A 17,403-nucleotide genomic window follows, 5' to 3' on the forward strand; every position below is an offset into this window, starting at 1 on the left:
AGCCAATCATATCTGGCAGGCGGGGTCCACACCCACGAAACCCAACCGGAGGTCCGCCTACGGGACCCAGCAAGAAGCGGGAGCGATACGGACCGAGAACCCAAGCTGGACCCCGCCTGGCAGATATGATTCCCTTGGGCAGGCCATACGGGAGGGAGGCGCCGCGACTAAGACAACTAAAACAACCAGCAACACCCAGGAAAGGGCTCCCTCTTGGCGGCCTGCCCTCGCGGCGAGCGAAAAATCTTTTAGGCGGCCTATGAAGGTGTCCTAAGAGAATGCCACGCTCGAAGACGACATCTGGAAGTCAGGCGCGGGCGGCGATCCCGTCGTACATGACTCGACGGATGGCCTCGCCCATGCGCGCCTGAGCTTTGGGATCCGGGTTGCGCAGCTCGGACAGGACCGCTGCCAGGATCATGCCGTTGATGGCCCGCGCGGTGGCGTCGACGTCGAGGTCGGCGTGCAGGTAGCCGACGCGGACGCCGTGGTGCAGGTACTCGGCGGTCATCTGGGCTGCGGTGTCGTAGAAGTCCAGGACGCGTTCGCGCATCTCGGCGTCGATGCCGGCCGCTTCGAGCAGGAGGAACCGGGCGAGCCGGGGGTCGCTGCCGAAGATCCGGGCGAGCGCGTCACCGATCCGCGCGGTCTGCGCGCGGTAGCCGGCCAGGCTGTTGACCGCCTCCGGGGCGTTGTCCGCGACCAGCGCCGCGACGATGCGCTCGACCAGGTCGGTGATGACGTGGTCGACAATGTCCCGTTTGTTCTCGAAGTACCGGTAGAACGTGCCGTGGCCGATGCCCAGCTGGGTGGCGATGTCGGCGATGCCCGTGGCGTGATAGCCGCGCTCGGCGAAGCAGTCGAACGCGGTCTCGATGATCTCGCGCCGCAGCTCCTGCTTCTTCCGTTCGGCCCGGGTGACGGGTGAGGTCTCCGTCGTCATGCGCTCCAGCCTATTGCATCGACAGAAAAGTGACATACGATTCCGAATATGACATCACGTTCCGCAGTGGGTGGGGACAGTGGCAGCCGAGGTAGGGCGCAGCACCAGGCTGCGGGGGCTGGTCGGGCTCTGGTGATCGGCTGTGGCGGAACGCTCGGGTTCGCCTGGACTGCGGCGATCCTGGCGGCGCTCGATGAGCGGGCCGGCTGGTGTCCGCACACAGCTGACGTACTGGTCGGGACCTCGGCAGGGGCGGAGGCGGTGGCCATGCTGGGAGCGGGCATTCCAGCTGGGGCGATCCTCGACACTCTCGGCGGCGCTGGTGATGTTCGCGCCGCTGGTGATGCTGGTGATGCTGGTGATGTTCGCGCCGCTGGAGGTGCTGGCGGCGCTGGTGATGTTCGCGCCGCTGGAGGTGCTGGCGGCGCTGGTGATCCTCGCGCCGCCTGGGATGCTGGCGTCGCTGGAGATGCTGGCGTCGTTCGGGATGCTCGCGATGCTAGAAGTGCTAGCGATGCTAGGAATGCTCGTGACGACAGAGATGGTCGTCATGCTAGCCCTGCGAATGGGGCTGGTGATGCTCATGGTATCAGCGATGCTCATGGTGCTGGTGCTGGTGCTGGTGCTGGTGCTGGTGCTGGTGCTGGTGACTCTGGTGCCGCTGGGGGTGCTTGCGATGTTGGTGCCGCTGGTGAATCTAGCGCCGCTAAGGATGCTCGTGTCGCTAGGGATGCTCGTGATGCTCGTGCCGCTGGGGATCTTCGGGTTGCTGATCACGTGAGTCGGGTGCCTGGGCGGTTTCCGCCGGTGCCGTCGTTCCGGGTTTCGGCGCCGGGGATGGTGAGGGCTGCGTTCCGGCGTGATGTGGATGTGCTGGCTGGGCTTGCTGGTGCGTTGCCAGTGGGGCGGGGGAACGCGGCCTGGTTGCGGGATCTTGGGGAGACGCTGGCCGGTGTGGATGGTTGGGTGCGGCATCCGGCGACGTGGATTGTGGCCGCTGATCGGGTTGGGCGGCGGGTGGCGTTTGGGGCTGTGGGGGCGCCGAGGGCGAGGTTGGGGGATGCGATCGCCGCGTCGTGGGCCATTCCGGGGTGGTTTCCGCCGGTGGAGATCGGGGGCCGGTTCTACGTTGACGGTGGTGCTGTTTCGCCGACGTCCGCGGATCTCCTTCTCGATCAGGGCGTGGGGGAGGTTGTTGTGGTCGCGCCGATGAGTAGTGAGGGTGGGGCGCCGGCGCGGGGTATGGCGCGGCTGGAACGTCTGTTGCGGAACGCGATGACCAGACGGGTGGACGCCGAAGTGCGCCGGTTGCGGGCGGCTGGGGTGCGGGTCGTGCGGATCGAGCCCGGGCAGCGGGATCTCGATGCCATGGGCGCGAACTTCATGGATCCACGGCGGAGGGAACGTGTTCTCGACACCGCGCGGATCACCGCACCGGCGTTGATCGACAGGGCCTTCGAACGGAAGGGGGTATCGGTGTGACGAAGTACCCGAGCGTCGAACTCAGTGGGGCGCATGTGGCCATCACCGGTGCCGGGCAGGGCATCGGCCGGGCCACCGCGCGGGCGATGGCCGCCAGGGGCGCGCGGGTGGCCATCGGTGATCTGGACGTCGAAGCCGCGAAGCGCACCGCCGCTGAGATCGGCGGCAGCGCACACCACCTCGACGTCGCCGACCCGGTGTCCTTCGCCGCCTTCGTCGCCGAGGCCGAGCAGGCGAACGGGCCGCTCGCGGTCCTGGTCAACAACGCCGGGATCATGCCCAACGGCGCCTTCCTGGACCTTCCCGCCGAGATCAACCGCACCACCATGGAAGTCAACGTCTTCGGTGTCCTGCACGGCATGCGGCTGGCACTGCCCGGGATGCTGGAGCGCGGCCGCGGACACATCGTCAACGTCGCGTCGCTGGCCGGGAAGTTCCCGGTCAAAGGCCTGGCCGTGTACAACGCGAGCAAGTTCGCGGTGGTCGGGTTGACCGCCGCCACACGGCTGGAGTACGCACCGCACGGTGTCAGCGTTTCCGCCGTGCTTCCGTCCGCTGTGGACACCGCCCTCGCGTCCGGGTTGGACATGCGGCCCATCCCGAAGGTCAAACCGGAACGGATCGCCGACGCGATCGTCCAGACGGTACGCACACGCGCCGCCGAAGTCGCTGTACCAGGCTATGTCGGCGTGTTCGCCACAATCGCCGCCGTGACGCCCGAGCCTGCGCTCAACCTGATCCGCAGGCTGGTCCGGGACGACCGCGCGCTGCGACCCGACACCCCGGAACGCGCGGGATACCGTGCCCGTCTGGAGGAACAGCAATGACCACGCAGTACGACGCCGTGATCGTGGGCGCGGGATTCGGGGGCATGGGCGCCGCGATCCAGCTCAACCGGCTCGGCTACGACAACCTGCTCATCCTCGACCGCGAGTCGGACCTCGGCGGCACCTGGCACGTCAACCGCTATCCCGGGCTGGCCGTGGACATCCCGTCGGCCACCTACTCGTACTCGTTCGAGCCCAACCCGTACTGGTCGCGGCTGTTCGCGCCGGGTGACGAGCTCAAGCGTTACGCCGCGCACGTCGCTCAGAAGTACGACATACGCCGGTTCATGCGGTTCAACACCGCGGTCACGGGCGCGGTGTGGGACGCGGAGCACGAGCACTGGACGGTCTCGGTCCGGGGTAGCACACCGGTGACCGCGAAATACCTGTTCGCCGCGACCGGATTCCTTTCCCAGCCGAAGAAACCCGACATCGACGGGATCGACACGTTCGCCGGCAAGGTCATCCACACCACCGACTGGGACGACGGCTACGACCTCACCGGCAAGCGCGCCGCGGTCATTGGCACCGGCGCCACGGGTGTCCAGCTCATCCCCGAGGTGGCCAAGGTTGTCCGCGAACTCACGGTGTACCAACGCACCCCGATCTGGGTCAGCCCCAAGCTGGACTTCTCGGTGCCGAAAGCCGTGCAGCGGGCGTTCGCGGCGGTCCCGCTGATCCAACGGGTCGCGCGGTTCGCCGGATCCGCCTTGCTGGAAATGCTGATGGTGACCGGGGTGCTGCACTACCGGCAGCTGCCGCTGGCGAACAAGCTGGGCGAACGGTTGTGCCGGGCCTATCTGGCGCGGCAGGTGCGCGACCGGCAGTTGCGCCGCAAGCTGACGCCGAACTACACGTTCGGCTGCAAGCGTCCGACGTTCTCCAACGACTACTTCCCGACGTTCACCAAGGACCACGTGCACCTGGAGACCGCGCCGATCGCCCGGGTCGACGAGACCGGGATCGTGACCGTGGCCGGCGACCGGCGGGACATCGACGTCCTGCTGCTGGCCACCGGATTCGACCTGTGGGAGACGAACTTCCCGGCGATCGAGACCATCGGGCGCGAGGGTCGCAACCTTGGCAAGTGGTGGCGGGAGAACCGGTTCCAGGCCTACGAGGGGGTCGCGGTGCCGAAGTTCCCCAACTACATCTCGCTGAACAGCCCGTATTCCTACTCGGGACTGTCCTACTTCACCACTATCGAGTCGCAGATGCGGCACATCGACCGGCTGTTCACCGTGATGCGGCGGCGCGGCGCGGACACGTTCGAGGTCACCGAGCGGGCCAACGACGCCTTCCTGGCCCGGATGACCGAACGCGTCGGCGACACGGTGTTCGAGCTCGGCCAGTGCGCCACCGCGAACAGCTATTACTTCAACCCGCACGGGGAGGCAACCCTGCTCCGCCCGTCATCGACCGTGAACGCTTTCCGCGAAGCCAGGCGCTTCCCCGTCGACGACTACGCGTTCGGATCGCCAGTTGGTCGGTGACGACTGGGATATCGTCGCCCCGCCGCGTGTGGAGGGGAGCGTGCCGACCACCATGGAGAACCACCTGTTCGACTACTGGCCGATGATCCGCCGTCCTCGGTTGGACCTGCCCGGCGGGGCCCGCCTGGCGTTCTGGATCGGCTACAACATCGAGCACTTCGAGCTGGACAAGCCGTCGACCAGCATCTTCGACGGCACCGCCATGCTCCAGCCGGACCCGCTCAACTTCGGTTGGCGCGACTACGGTGTGCGCGTCGGCGTATGGCGGATGATGGAACTGCTCAAGAAGTACGACATGCGCGCCAGCGTGATGCTCAACGCCGACGTGTGCGCGCACTACCCGGAGATCGTCGAGGAAGGCACGAAGCTCGGCTGGGCCTGGCTGGCGCACGGCAAGAACAACTCGATCTTCCAGGCCGGCATGTCGGCCGAGGACGAACGGGCGTACCTGGCCGACATCGTCACGACCATCGGGCAGAGCACCGGGAAACAGCCGAAAGGCTGGCTCGGGCCGGGCCTGACCGAGACGTTCAACACCCCGAACCTGCTGGCCGAGCTGGGCATCGAGTACGTGTTGGACTGGTGCAACGACGACCAGCCGTATCCGATGAAAGTCAGCCAGGGCCGGATGATCGGGGTCCCGTACAGCATCGAGGTCAACGACATCCCGATGTTCCTGGGCAAGGGCTTCACCGGGGAGCAGTTCTACCAGGCCGTGATCGACCAGTTCGACCAGCTCTACGCCGAGGGCGAGCACACCGGCCGGGTGATGTGCCTGGCGTTGCACCCGTTCATCATCAACCAGCCGTTCCGCCACAAGTACCTGGACCGGGCGCTCGACTACATCACCGGGCACGCCGGCGTCTGGTTCGCGACCAGCGACGAGATCGCCGAGTGGTACTACCGGGAACACTACGACGCGGCCGTGGAAAGCATGCGGTGACGCCGGGGGGATTGTCCAAGATGGGCGGTTCCATGCCAACACGCCGGCTCTAGGAGTTCTTCCAGCGATAGCCTGGTACGCCATTACCGTGGGTGCTCATGAGCGGACACGCTGTGGTGGACGGCCGCCATTCGGACCAGTGCGGCCGACCCTTCCCCCACTTTTCGCGGAGGTCGCGAACATGAGTACAACCGCTGGTTTGAGCCAGGACGCCAACGACTTGGCGTGGGCGATCGGAGGCAGTGAACTGCTCCGCCGGCTGTGGGCCGAGGCCTGGGGTGACCTGTACGCGCTTGAGGTCGAAGCGCTCAGCAGCACCTCGTGGACCACGTTCGGGCAGCTGATCTCGTACCTGCGACTACAACCGGGCCAGGTGCTGGCCGACCTCGGCTGCGGCCGGGGCGGTCCCGGGCTGTGGCTGGCCCGCGCGTTCCAGGCCCGGCTGATCGGCGTGGACCACTCGGCGTCCCTGGTCGAACAGGCCAGGGCCAGGATCGGGCACTGGGTGCGCCCGGACGGCGCCGAGTTCCGGATCGGCACGTTCACCGAGAGCGGGCTCGACGACTCGTCGGCCGACGCCGTGATCAGCCTCGGGGCGCTGCCCCTCGGCCAGGATCTCGACGCCGCCCTGCGCGAGATCAGCCGGATCGCCCGGCCCGGCGGCCGGGTCGTCGTCACGTTCAGCGAGAGCACCGAACCCGACGCCGTCATCGACTGGGCCGACCGGATGCGCCTGGCGGGCCTGGAGTTCGAGGCCCGGCACGAGATGCCGGAAGCCGACCGGGGCTGGCGCAGGCTGTGCGAGCTGATCGAGGACAACCGGCCGGAACTGGTCGAGGACATGGGTGAACTGGGCGCCTCGTTCGTGTTCAACGACGCCGAGACGTACGCGCCGGTGCTCGACCGGCTCAGGTGGGTCCTGGTCGCCGGTCGCCGGGCGGGCTGACACCACCGGGAACCACGCTGGGTAGCGTCACGGCGTGCACTACCACCACGTGGACGTCTTCACGCCCCGGCCGTACCGGGGCAACAGCCTTGCCGTGTTCCCGGACGCCACCAGGCTCGACGGCGCCCAGATGGGCGTGATCACCCGGGAACTACGGCACTTCGAGTCGATCTTCCTGACCCCGGACGGGGACGATCATCGCTGGCGGGCGCGGGTGTTCGACCTCGTCGAGGAGCTTGGCTTCGCCGGCCATCCGGTGATCGGCGCCGCATGCGTGGTGCACGAACTGCACGGCGGCTCCGCTCAGGAGCGCTGGACGATCCAACTGGAGGCACGCACCGTGCAGGTGACCACGGAGCGTCGCACCCAAGGACGTTACTCGGCTGTCCTGGATCAGGGGCCGGCTGACTTCCTCGGCCAGCCGGCCCGCACACGTGCCGAGGTGGCGTCGTGGTTCTCGGTGGACGAGCGGGACGTCGACGCCGCGTTGCCGCTGGAGGTCGTGTCCACCGGACTGCGCTACCTGATCGTGCCGGTCCGCTCCGGTGCGCTCGACCGGGCTCGGATCGCGGTGACCGACCTCGCGACCCGCCTCGGCGCGATGGGCGCGGACTTCGCGTACCTGGTCGACGTCGCCGCGTTGGAGGGGCGGCACTGGAACAACGACGGGGTGGTCGAGGACGTGGCCACCGGCAGCGCCGCCGGATGCGTCGCGGCCTACCTGCGCCGGCACGAGCGGCTCGACGAGGGCACCACCGCGGTTCTGCGGCAGGGGCGATTCCTCGGCCGTCCCAGCGAGATCACCATTCGCGCCTACGGCACAGGCACGTCCGTCCCCTCGGTCGAGGTCGGTGGCGACGTGGTGCTGGTCGGCACGGGCACGCTGGATCTGCTGCCGGAATGACGACCCAGGACCTGGCCGCGGCGGACGTCACCCCGCGACGCCTTGCCGGGCAGGGAGAATCCGGGCGCCGACCGGCGAGCGCGCTGGATCTCCGGTGACTCAGAGGTCCATGCCGCCGGTTTCCGGGGCGGCCGCGGCCTTGTCCGGTTTGTCCGCGACCACGGCTTCGGTGGTCAGGAACAGGGCCGCGATGGAGGCCGCGTTCTGCAGGGCCGAGCGGGTGACCTTGGCCGGGTCGATGATGCCCGCGTCGATCAGGTTGCGGTATTCACCGGTGGCCGCGTCCAGGCCCTCGCCTTCCTTGAGGCCCTTGACGCGCTCGACCACGACGCCGCCTTCGAGGCCGGCGTTGATGGCGATCTGCTTGAGCGGGGCTTCGACGGCGACCTTGACGATGTTGGCGCCGGTGGCCTCGTCGCCGGTCAGCTTCAGCCCGGCGAACGCCTCGCCGGCGGCCTGCAGCAGGGCCACGCCGCCGCCGGCGACGATGCCCTCTTCCACGGCGGCCTTGGCGTTGCGCACCGCGTCCTCGATGCGGTGCTTGCGCTCCTTGAGCTCGACCTCGGTGGCGGCGCCGGCCTTGATCACCGCGACGCCGCCGGCCAGCTTGGCCAGCCGCTCCTGCAGCTTCTCACGGTCGTAGTCGGAGTCGCTCTTCTCGATCTCGGCCCGGATCTGGTTGACCCGGCCCTGGATCGCCTCGGTGTCACCGCCGCCGTCGACGATGGTGGTCTCGTCCTTGGTCACGACGACCTTGCGCGCCTTGCCCAACAGTGTCAGGTCCGCGTTCTCCAGCTTGAGGCCCACCTTCTCGGAGATCACCTCGCCGCCGGTGAGGACGGCCATGTCGGTCAGCATCGCCTCGCGGCGGTCGCCGAAGCCCGGCGCCTTGACCGCCACCGAACTGAAGGTGCCCTTGAGTTTGTTGACGATCAGGGTCGGCAGGGCCTCGCCGTCGACGTCCTCGGCGATGACCGCGAGTGGCTTGCCGGCCTGCATCACCTTCTCCAGCAAGGGAAGCAGCTCCTTGACCGACGAGATCTTGGACGCGACGAACAGCAGGTACGGATCCTCAAGCACGGTCTCCATCCGCTCGGTGTCCGTGACGAAATGCGGTGCCAGGTACCCCTTGTCGAAGCGCATCCCTTCGGTGAGTTCGAGTTCCAGGCCGAAGGTGTTGCTCTCCTCGACGGTGATGACGCCTTCCTTGCCGACCTTGTCCAACGCTTCGGCGATCAGCGCGCCGATCGTCGTGTCGGCAGCGGAGATCGACGCCGTGGCGGCGATCTGCTCCTTGGTCTCGATCTCCCGAGCCGCCTTGTGCAGCTGCTCGGTGATCGCCTCGACCGCCTGCTCGATGCCACGCTTCAACGACAGCGGGTCCGCACCGGCCGCGACGTTGCGCAGACCCTCACGCACCAGCGCCTGCGCCAGCACGGTGGCCGTGGTGGTGCCGTCACCGGCCACGTCATCGGTCTTCTTGGCGACTTCCTTGACCAGCTCGGCGCCGATCTTCTCCCAAGGGTCCTCGAGCTCGATCTCCTTGGCGATGGAAACGCCGTCGTTGGTGATGGTCGGCGCGCCCCACTTCTTCTCGAGCACGACGTTCCGGCCCCTCGGACCGAGCGTCACCTTGACGGCGTCGGCGAGGGTGTTCAGGCCGCGCTCAAGCCCGCGGCGCGCGTCCTCGTCAAACGCGATCAACTTGGCCATGCGTGTGTTCCTCTCGCTGATTGGCACTCTCCTGCGGTGAGTGCCAACGAGAGCCTAGCGAACAACTTGCGTGCACGCAAAATTGCGTGCACGCAAGTTATTGGGTAGGCTGGCGAGGTGAACGTGAACGACAGCAGCGGCCTCCGCGAACGCAAGAAGATCGCCACCCGGGCCGCCCTCAGCGCGGCGGCGCTGCGCCTCGCACTGGAGCACGGTCCGGACAACGTGCGCGTCGACGACATCGCCGATGCCGCCGGAGTGTCCCCAAGGACCTACAACAACTACTTCGCCAGCCGGGAACAGGCGATCGTCGCCGCGATCACCGCGGAACGCGCACTGCGGATCGGCGCGGCCCTACGAGCCCGCCCCGCCGACGAACCGCTTGCCGAGGCGGTTGTGGAGGCGGTGGTCGAGCAGTACGCGAGCGAACCCGCCGGTCAGGCGTTCATGCTGATCACATCCGCGCCGGCGCTGCGCGCGGAGTACGTCAACACGGTCAACGCGATCGAACAACCACTCGCGGCGGCGATCGCGGCCCGTACCGGCAGCGACGACGACCTGGCGACCAAGGTGCTCGCGGCCGCGGTGTCGGCGGCCACCCGCATCGCGATCAAGCACTGGGTCCGTCCCATGCCGGACTCGGATCTCGTTGTCGTTCCCCCACGTCCGCTGGCCGATGTTTTGCGCGAGGCGCTCGCCCACCTCATGCCCGCGCTCCGGGCGGCGCTGTGACTATTGTGTGCCGGACTGGTCCGGCCATCGGGTGTGCAGATCGGGATCGGCTCCGTACAGGGCGGCGGCGATCTGCAGGATCTGTACGTCCGCGCCCGGCGCGCCGCTGATCTGGATCCCGACGGGCAGCCCGTCGTGGTCGAAGCCGCCACGCAGGACACACGCGGGCAGGCCGGCCAGGCTCTGCGGGGCGACCCAGGGAACGAGTTGGCGGCGCAGGTCGACCGGCTCGGCCGGGTCGATCAGCGGCGGCGGGCCGGTGCTGACCGGGCCGAGCAGGACGTCGACCTCGGCGAAGCACTTCGCCAGACGTCTGCGGAGATCCTGGCGCCGTTGGGTCGCGTGCGCCACTTCGGCCTCGTCGAGGTCCTCGGCCATGCTGATCCGTGCCTGGACGTCGGGGGCGTACTCGTCGCGTCGTCGCGGTAGCAGGCCGAGCCGTCGATGCGTCGACAGTGCCTCGGTGAGCATGATCGGCACGTAGATGTCCTGGATCGCCCGCGGCAGTTCGACCGGCAGCACGAGGGCGCCCAGATCGGTGAACTTCGCGACCGTCTCGGCGACCGCGCCGTCGAGGGCCTCGGTCAGCACACCGATCCGTTTGCCGGACAGGCTCGACGGGTCGCGCTGGTTCCGGTCGAGCCATGCCGGCACGTTCTCGGTCACCCCGCCCAACGCGGCCAACAGCAGCGCGGCGTCGGCCGGCGTCCGGGCCATAGTGCCGACGGTGTCCATCGAAGGCGCGAGCGGGAACAGTCCGTCCCGGTCGACTCGGCCGAACGTGGGTCTGAAGCCGACCACGCCGCAGAACGCCGCGGGCACCCGGACCGACCCGCCGGTGTCCGACCCGAGCGCGAGCGGCACCATCCCGGCGGCCAGCGCGGCGGCCGAGCCACCGCTGGATCCGCCGGGGGTCCGGTCGGGCGCCCAGGGATTGCGGGTCGGCGCGGCGCCGCTGGTGGCGAAGCCCCAGCCGAACTCGTGCGTGGCGGACTTGCCGACCATGACCGCCCCGGCGGACGCGGCCAGCGTCACCGCGGCCGCGTCGCGCGTCGGGCGATGGCCGGTGAACAGGGCTGAGCCGTAAGCGGTGACGATTCCCGCCGTGTCGAAAAGATCTTTGACCACATAGGGAATCCCGTCCAGCAGCCGAGCCGTGCCCGCGCGGTAACGGCGTTCGGACTCGACCGCCGCCGCGATCGCGGTTTTGGCCGTCGCGGTGGGCACGGCGTCCACCGCCGGATCGACCGTCCGCACGAGCTCGTTGGCGGCGTGGGCGAACTCGACGGGCGAGAGCGCGCCGGTCTGGAAGGCGCGGCGGAGGTCGATTGCCGTCAGCATGCGAGCCCCTCTCCGGCGAACGCGTCCACCGTACACACGCGTCAGCCGTAGTGATGGCCGCTGATTGGTGGCTTGCCGCCATCCGGGCGATCGTGTGGTCTGGTTGGCTGTGATGGAAGCCAACTGGCCGCTGGCCGGGCGCCGGGACGAAGTCGAACTCATCAAGGCGGTGTGCGACGGCGACGGCGTGCTGCTGTGCGGCGGCGCCGGCGTCGGCAAGACCCGGCTGCTGCGCGAGGCCATCGGGTTGGCCCGCGAAGCCGGCCGTGCGGTCGAACTCGTCGCCGCCACCCAGGCCGCCGCTTCGGTTCCGCTGAGCGCGGTCTCGCACCTGCTGTCCGCCGAATCCGTCGACCAACGACCCGACGGCCTGTTCCGCTTGGCAGCATTACGGTTGCTGCAACGCTGGCAGGGATCTCAGGTGGTGCTCGCCGTGGACGACGCGCACCTGCTCGACGACGGTTCCGCCGCGTTGGTGCATTACCTGTGCGCGCACCGCCACGCGACGCTGGTTGCGACTGTCCGCAGTGGAGAGTCGGCGCCCGACGCCGTGACGGCGTTGTGGAAGGACGACCTGGTCCGCCGGATCGACGTACTCCCGTTGGACGACAGTGCTGTCGACCGTTTGGTCGGCCATGCCCTGCCTGGGCACGTCGCCGAGTCCACGCGCATCGCGTTGCGTGACCTCGCCGCAGGGAACCCCTTGTACCTGAGGGAATTGTTGTTCGACGGCGTGGAGTCTGGCGCGCTGTGGCGAGGTGACGGCGTCTGGCAGTGGCGCGGATTGTCACGTGGTGCGCGCCGGCTCCGCGATCTCGTCGAGACGCGCCTGCGGACGTGTGGCGAGGCCGGCCGGACGGTCGTCGAACTGGTCGCGTGTGGCGAGCCGATCTCCTTGGCACTGCTGCGTTCCGAGCCAGGACTCGACGCCGCCGAACGAGCGGGCATGCTGGACCTCGCCGAGGAGGACATCCGGCTCGCGCATCCGATCTACGGCGAGGTGCTGCGGGCCAACCTGGGGCCGATCAGGCTCCGGGAGATCCACCGCGGCCTGGCCGAACGCCTGGCCGCCACCCCGTTGCTGGGCCGGGACGACGTGCTGCGGCTCGCCACCTGGCAACTCGCCGGCGGTCTGTCGCCGGACGTGCCGGTGCTGCTGCCGGCCGCCCGCGACGCGCTCGTCCGGCACGACTTCGTCCTGGCCGAGCGGTTCGCCAGGGCGGCCATGACGGCCGGTGCCGAGGGCGCCCGGACCCTGCTCGCGGAGGTGCTGCACTGGCAGGGCCGGCACGACGAGAGCATGGCCCTGCTGGCCACCGGGCCGGCCGACGACGCCGACCACGGCAGGTGGCTGGCGGCCCGCGCCCGGAACCTGTACTTCGGCCTGTCCCGGCTGTCCGAGGCGGTCGACGAGGTGGCCGCGATCAGGGTCGACAACCCGGCTGTCAGCGCTGTGCGGGCCATGATGCTGATGGCCGACGGCCGATGTGAGCAGGCTCTGGGGATCGCCCTGGGGGTGCTCGGCGACGACGCGGCGCCGCCGGACACGCGGCTGTGGTCGGCGACCGCCGCGGTCAACGCCTGCGGGTTGCTCGGCCGGACCGGGCAGGCGCTTGTCCACGCCGAGTACGCGACGCGGCTCGCGGAGCAGCACTCCAGCGAGCCGCTGCTCGCCCTGCCGCACCTGCTGATGGCGCGGGCGAACTCACTGCTGACAGCCGGCCGGCTCCGGGACGCTCGGACCGCCGCTGAGCGGGGTTACCAGGAGGCCATCGAGATCGGCGACCGTGGCCTGGTCGCGTGGTGGGCGACGCTCCGGGGCTCGGTCGCGCAGGTCCGAGGCGATCTCACCACCGCCGTCGCCTCGCTGCGGGAGGCGGTCGCCATCGACGACGAGCAGGACCCGATCGGGCACAGCCGGCACCACCTGATGATGCTCGCCGGGGTGCTCGCGATGAGTGGCGAAGTCGCCGAAGCGCAGTCCTGCCTGCGTCGCGCCGAGGAACTCGACGTCGCGATACCGCGCGTACTCCTGCCGCAGGCCGAGAAGAACCGGGCCTGGGTCGCCGCCGCGGCGGGCGAACCCACTGTGGCGGCGGAAATCGCCCTGCGCGGCGCCGAACTCGCCCGCGAAACGGAATTGCCTTATCTGGAAGCGAGTCTGTTGTACGACGCGGTCCGGCACGGACACGTCAACCAGGTGCACCAACGGATCATCGAACTCGCCCGTGAAGTGGAGAGCGAACTGGTTCTCGCGTACGCGACTGCCGCGACTGCACGCGCCCACAATGATGGGTCCGGATTGGACGCGGCAGCCGCGGTCTTCGAGGAACTCGACGCCCCGCTACCCGCCGTGGAGTGCCTGCGGATGGCCGGCGCCGCGTACCGGGCCGCCGGCCAGTCCCGGCGGGCGAACGCGACCACGGAACGAGCCCGGCTGGTCGCCGCGAGAAACGGGCTCACCGGGGTGCGGACCGAGGATCCGACGCTGTCGCTCACCCAGCGGGAACGGGAGATCGCGTTGCTCGCGGCCCGGCCGTCCACCAGCAAGGAGATCGCCGGCCACCTGCAGCTCTCGGTCCGGACCGTGAACAACCACCTGGCCAGGGTGTACGCCAAACTCGGCGTGTCCGGCCGGACCGAGCTGTGCGAGCTGCTGAACTAGTCCTCGGGTACTAGTCGACTACATCCATGTACCCGAGGAACACGGTTCTGGTCCCGAGACCGCACTCGTCGGTGTACGTCCCGTAGATGGTCAGGTGCGCGCCGGGTCCGAAGGGGATGGACCTGACCTCGGGCTCGTGGTGGATGACGCCGTTGGCCCGGGACAGCTGGGTCTGGTGCAGGAACTCCCGGTTGCCGAACTGGTCGAAGTACTCGAACAGCGCGTTGGTCCGCGGCTTGACGTCACCGGTGTGCGCGGCGTACCGGAGCCCCGGGTTGGAGATGCTGATGGTGAGGGTGCGGCCGGGTTCGTAGGAGTTGACCTGGTTGCCCTGGTCGGTGAACGAGCCGTTCGAGTTCGACTGGATCACTCTGATCCACGACGGCGCCGGGCAGTCCGCGACCGACGCCGACGCTGTTCCCTGCGTCACGGTCGCCGCCACCAACGTGAGCACCACGAGTACTACACGTCTACGCCATCTACCTACGACCTCACGGGTCGATGCCATTCCGAGTCCTCCCTTGTTCGAAGTTTCGAAGGTGCGACCGGACTCACGCTAGGAACGGGCCAAGGGTGTGTCGTGAGTACGGGATTGCTCAGCGCGCACGACCAAGAACACCGAACTACCCATTGTTGGCGAAAGCCGACGCCCGCGCTCCAGGCGTCGTTCACCAGGAGTTCGCCCGTCGCGGTCAGGATGCCGGCGAGGAAGGGATGGACATGGAGTTCCGGCACCTGCGGTCGTTCCTGGCCATCGCCGACGAGCTGCACTTCGGCCGCGCGGCGGCGAAGCTGCACCTGACCCAGCCCTCGCTCAGCCAGCAGCTGCAACGGCTGGAGCGGGCGCTGGGAGTCGAGCTGGTCACGCGCACGTCCCACGTGGTCCGGCTGACCCCGGCGGGCGAGGCGTTCGAGGTGCAGGCCAGGACGATTGTGGCGCAGCTCGCGACGGCCGAGCGGACCGCGCGCGAGGCCGCCGCGGGCCGGGCGGGCACCGTGAACCTCGGCTACAACTTCTTCGCCGGCCGGCACATCCTGCCGGCCACCCTGGCCAAGCTGGCCGACGACTACCCGGACGTCACAGTGGAGCCGCGGGAACTACGCACCGGGCCGCAGCTCGCCGCGCTCGCCGACGGGACGCTGGACGTGGCGCTGGTCTACGGCCAGCCGGCCACCGCGCGGTTCGCGTCCCGACGCCTGCTGCGGGTGCCGATGGTGGCGGTGGTCGGCCGGGAGCACCGGTGGGCGGGCCGGCCCGGCGTGCCGTTCGCCGAGCTCGCTCATCAGCCGTGCATGCTGTTCGACCGCGCCCAGTGCCCGGCGATGTACGACGAGATTCTGGGCTCGGCCCGCCGTTCCGGGATCGCGCTGACCGTCGCCCGAAGCGTGGACGACCCGAGCGCCACCGCGTTCGTGGTGTCGGTGAAGCCGTTGGTGGCGTTCGCGTCCGCGTCCTATGGGCTCGGAGCCTCCGCGCTCGGGGCGCGTGTGGTCGCGGTACGCCTGTACGACCCGGTGCCGATGATCGATCTGTACGCGGTGTGGCGCGTCGAGGAACGTAACCCGTTGGTGGCAGCATTCCTGGACAGTATGGCCTCGGCCGGCCCGTTCCGCGCGCCCGGTGTCACTTGATCCCGGAGCGGACGAACGCGTTCACGATGTGCCGGCGCAGCACCAGGTACAGCGCGAACACCGGCAGGCAGGCCAGACCCGCCACGGCCATCAACGGCCCCCAGTCGTTGCCTTCGGTGCCCATGAAACTGCGCAAACCCAGTTGCAGCACGGCATTGCTGCGCTGCAACACCATCGCCGGCCAGAAGTACTCGTTCCAGGCGTTGACGAACAGCAGAATCGTCAGCGCCGCCAACGCCGGGCGCAGGTTGGGCACCACCACCGTCCACAATGTGGACCACGACGACCGTCCGTCCATTGAGGACGCCTCCAGCAGCTCCTTGGGGAAGCTGTCCAGGTGCTGGCGCAGCATCAGCACACCCAGGCCCGAGCACAGTGTCGGCACTACCACCCCGGCCAGCGTGTTGAGCAGCCCGGCCTGGAACAACAGCACGTAGTTGGGCAGCATGGTCACCTGGAACGGCACCAGCCAGGTACCCACGAACGCCAGGTACAGCAGGCGCTGGAAACGGAACCGCCACGCGGCGAACGCGTACGCGGCGAGCAGGCCAGTGAGTAGCTGCCCGGCCGCGGTCAGCGTGGCCACCAGTGTGGTGTTCAGCAGCAGCCGCACCACGTCCACCTTGTCGGCCGCGTCCGCGTAGTTGCGTAACGACAGCGGCCACGGCAGCGGCGACAACGACAGCACGTCACCCGGCTCGCGCAGCGAGGTCGCGTAGAGCCAGTAGATCGGGAACACGCACAGCAGCCCGAGGCCGCCGAGCAGCACGTGCCCGCGTACGGTCCGCCAGCGCTCCACTGTGGACTCCTTAGTTGTCGTGGAAGGTGAGCCGGTCGGCCAACCACACCAGACCGGCCGCGACGAGGCCGAACGCGACGAACAGCAGCATCCCCGCCGCGGCGCTCAGGCCCGCGTCGAAGCTGCGGAACCCGACGTCCCAGAGCAGGTAGTAGATGTTGGTCGTGGCGTGCGCCGGGCCGCCCTGGGTGAGGGTCTCGATCAGCGGGAAGGTCCACTGCGCGGACAGCAGGACCGTCATCAGGGCCAGGAACACCAAGGTGGGGGACAGCAGCGGCAGGGTGACCCACCGGGTGGTCTGCCAGCGGGTCGCGCCGTCCAGCGCGGCGGCCTCGGCGTAGTCGCCGCTGATGCCGGACAGCCCCGCGGCCACGATGAGCACCGCGAACCCCAGCACGTGCCAGCCGGTGACAAGGATGACCACGAACTGGGCCGAACCCGGCTCCTGCAACCAGTTGGTGGTCGTGCCGAGAACCCGGTTCACCGCGCCCGCCCGTGGCGCGAGCAGCCATTGCCAGACCGCGGCGCTGGCCACGGGCGCGACCAGCATCGGCGCGAACACCATCGCCTGGTACACGGTCCGGGCGCGGCCACGGACCTGGCGGGTCAGCAGGCCGACCAGCACCGGGATCAGCACCGAGAACGGCAGCAGACCAAGGATCACCACCACCGTGCGCCAGGCCGAGTCACCTACTTCCGGAACGTCGAGCAGCCGCTCGTAGTTGTCCAGGCCGACCGGTGTCATCGGCGTGGTGGGCAACAGGTTCCACGAGTAGAACGACAACTGTGCGGTCTCCACCAGTGGCCGGTACGTCCAGACCACCAGCAGGATCAGCGCCGGCGCCAGGTAGAGGTACGGCGGCGCGGCGCGCAGCAGCCTCCGGCGCAACGGCGGTCGCGCGACCACCGGGACCGCGCCTGAAACCGGCACCGGCACCTCGACGAACACGCTTATTCCTCCGGCGTCAGGTCGGCGATGAACC

General features: G+C 68.9%; 16 protein-coding genes and 1 pseudogene. 11 read left to right on the forward strand and 6 right to left on the reverse strand.

Features of this window, described 5'->3' with window-relative positions:
- Positions 1–307: 307 nt before the first annotated feature.
- Positions 308–943 (reverse strand): TetR/AcrR family transcriptional regulator, encoded by a 636-nt coding sequence (locus EV192_RS33020; RefSeq protein ID WP_132122507.1) that lies wholly within the window; start codon positions 941–943, stop codon positions 308–310.
- Positions 944–1,268: 325 nt separating this feature from the next.
- On the opposite strand from EV192_RS33020, the gene EV192_RS54240 reads away from it, so the two are divergent.
- The 8 genes and pseudogenes from EV192_RS54240 (at position 1,269) to EV192_RS33055 (ending at position 7,538) form a co-directional block, all read left to right on the forward strand.
- Positions 1,269–1,724, forward strand: coding sequence for a hypothetical protein (locus EV192_RS54240; protein WP_165960755.1), 456 nt, complete (start codon positions 1,269–1,271; stop codon positions 1,722–1,724).
- Between the two features lie 56 nt (positions 1,725–1,780).
- Positions 1,781–2,101 (forward strand): annotated as a pseudogene (locus EV192_RS56210) (patatin-like phospholipase family protein); the annotation flags it as partial.
- A gap of 51 nt (positions 2,102–2,152) precedes the next feature.
- Positions 2,153–2,425: a Rossmann-fold NAD(P)-binding domain-containing protein gene (locus tag EV192_RS56215; protein ID WP_243727288.1), complete on the forward strand. Its 273-nt coding sequence runs from the start codon at positions 2,153–2,155 to the stop codon at positions 2,423–2,425.
- Positions 2,422–3,252 carry an SDR family oxidoreductase gene (locus EV192_RS33035; RefSeq protein ID WP_132122509.1) on the forward strand — a complete coding sequence of 277 codons (831 nt, stop codon included), beginning with the start codon at positions 2,422–2,424 and terminating at the stop codon, positions 3,250–3,252. Before EV192_RS56215 ends, EV192_RS33035 begins: the two co-directional genes overlap by 4 nt.
- Positions 3,249–4,745 (forward strand): flavin-containing monooxygenase, encoded by a 1,497-nt coding sequence (locus EV192_RS33040; protein WP_132122511.1) that lies wholly within the window; start codon positions 3,249–3,251, stop codon positions 4,743–4,745. Before EV192_RS33035 ends, EV192_RS33040 begins: the two co-directional genes overlap by 4 nt.
- Positions 4,746–4,785: 40 nt before the next feature.
- Positions 4,786–5,688: a polysaccharide deacetylase family protein gene (locus tag EV192_RS33045; protein ID WP_243727233.1), complete on the forward strand. Its 903-nt coding sequence runs from the start codon at positions 4,786–4,788 to the stop codon at positions 5,686–5,688.
- A 181-nt stretch (positions 5,689–5,869) separates the two neighbouring features.
- Positions 5,870–6,634, forward strand: a complete 765-nt coding sequence (locus EV192_RS33050) for a class I SAM-dependent methyltransferase (RefSeq protein WP_132122513.1) — start codon at positions 5,870–5,872, stop codon at positions 6,632–6,634.
- Positions 6,635–6,668: 34 nt separating this feature from the next.
- The gene (locus tag EV192_RS33055) at positions 6,669–7,538 is read left to right on the forward strand and encodes a PhzF family phenazine biosynthesis protein (protein ID WP_132122515.1); all 870 of its coding nucleotides are present in this window, start codon (positions 6,669–6,671) and stop codon (positions 7,536–7,538) included.
- A 99-nt stretch (positions 7,539–7,637) separates the two neighbouring features.
- Here the strand turns inward: EV192_RS33055 and groL are convergent, their stop codons facing one another.
- The gene (gene groL, locus EV192_RS33060; RefSeq protein ID WP_132122517.1) at positions 7,638–9,251 is read right to left on the reverse strand and encodes a chaperonin GroEL; all 1,614 of its coding nucleotides are present in this window, start codon (positions 9,249–9,251) and stop codon (positions 7,638–7,640) included.
- Positions 9,252–9,368: 117 nt separating this feature from the next.
- Here groL and EV192_RS33065 point away from each other — a divergent pair, with 117 nt between their 5' ends.
- On the forward strand, positions 9,369–9,983 hold the full coding sequence (locus EV192_RS33065) for a TetR/AcrR family transcriptional regulator (RefSeq protein ID WP_132122519.1): 615 nt from the start codon (positions 9,369–9,371) through the stop codon (positions 9,981–9,983).
- On the opposite strand, the gene EV192_RS33070 is transcribed toward EV192_RS33065, so the two are convergent.
- Positions 9,984–11,324, reverse strand: coding sequence for an amidase (locus tag EV192_RS33070; RefSeq protein ID WP_165960756.1), 1,341 nt, complete (start codon positions 11,322–11,324; stop codon positions 9,984–9,986).
- Positions 11,325–11,436: 112 nt separating this feature from the next.
- Here EV192_RS33070 and EV192_RS33075 point away from each other — a divergent pair, with 112 nt between their 5' ends.
- Positions 11,437–13,989: a LuxR C-terminal-related transcriptional regulator gene (locus EV192_RS33075; protein WP_132122523.1), complete on the forward strand. Its 2,553-nt coding sequence runs from the start codon at positions 11,437–11,439 to the stop codon at positions 13,987–13,989.
- Positions 13,990–13,999: 10 nt separating this feature from the next.
- On the opposite strand, the gene EV192_RS33080 is transcribed toward EV192_RS33075, so the two are convergent.
- Entirely contained in the window at positions 14,000–14,443 is a 444-nt protein-coding gene (locus EV192_RS33080; protein ID WP_132122525.1) for a hypothetical protein, read from the reverse strand.
- Between the two features lie 266 nt (positions 14,444–14,709).
- Between EV192_RS33080 and EV192_RS33085 the strand changes: the two genes are divergently transcribed.
- Positions 14,710–15,621 (forward strand): LysR family transcriptional regulator, encoded by a 912-nt coding sequence (locus EV192_RS33085; protein ID WP_132122986.1) that lies wholly within the window; start codon positions 14,710–14,712, stop codon positions 15,619–15,621.
- Here EV192_RS33085 and EV192_RS33090 read toward each other — a convergent pair.
- Both EV192_RS33090 and EV192_RS33095 read right to left on the reverse strand, forming a co-directional pair.
- Positions 15,614–16,420, reverse strand: coding sequence for a carbohydrate ABC transporter permease (locus EV192_RS33090; protein WP_132122527.1), 807 nt, complete (start codon positions 16,418–16,420; stop codon positions 15,614–15,616). The genes EV192_RS33085 and EV192_RS33090 overlap by 8 nt on opposite strands.
- Before the next feature lie 10 nt (positions 16,421–16,430).
- On the reverse strand, positions 16,431–17,369 hold the full coding sequence (locus EV192_RS33095; RefSeq protein WP_132122529.1) for a carbohydrate ABC transporter permease: 939 nt from the start codon (positions 17,367–17,369) through the stop codon (positions 16,431–16,433).
- Positions 17,370–17,403: the final 34 nt, after the last annotated feature.

Source organism: Actinocrispum wychmicini (genome assembly GCF_004345645.1).
GTDB classification, from domain to species: Bacteria; Actinomycetota; Actinomycetes; order Mycobacteriales; family Pseudonocardiaceae; genus Kibdelosporangium; species Kibdelosporangium wychmicini.

Bases quoted from the DNA above. Each gene is read 5' to 3' on its own strand.
- EV192_RS33020 (WP_132122507.1), bottom strand. From the start codon at position 943: ATGACGACGGAGACCTCACCCGTCACCCGGGCCGAACGGAAGAAGCAG.
- EV192_RS54240 (WP_165960755.1), top strand. From the start codon at position 1,269: ATGTTCGCGCCGCTGGTGATGCTGGTGATGCTGGTGATGTTCGCGCCG.
- EV192_RS56215 (WP_243727288.1), top strand. From the start codon at position 2,153: ATGAGTAGTGAGGGTGGGGCGCCGGCGCGGGGTATGGCGCGGCTGGAA.
- EV192_RS33040 (WP_132122511.1), top strand. From the start codon at position 3,249: ATGACCACGCAGTACGACGCCGTGATCGTGGGCGCGGGATTCGGGGGC.
- EV192_RS33050 (WP_132122513.1), top strand. From the start codon at position 5,870: ATGAGTACAACCGCTGGTTTGAGCCAGGACGCCAACGACTTGGCGTGG.
- groL (WP_132122517.1), bottom strand. From the start codon at position 9,251: ATGGCCAAGTTGATCGCGTTTGACGAGGACGCGCGCCGCGGGCTTGAG.
- EV192_RS33070 (WP_165960756.1), bottom strand. From the start codon at position 11,324: ATGCTGACGGCAATCGACCTCCGCCGCGCCTTCCAGACCGGCGCGCTC.
- EV192_RS33075 (WP_132122523.1), top strand. From the start codon at position 11,437: ATGGAAGCCAACTGGCCGCTGGCCGGGCGCCGGGACGAAGTCGAACTC.
- EV192_RS33085 (WP_132122986.1), top strand. From the start codon at position 14,710: ATGGAGTTCCGGCACCTGCGGTCGTTCCTGGCCATCGCCGACGAGCTG.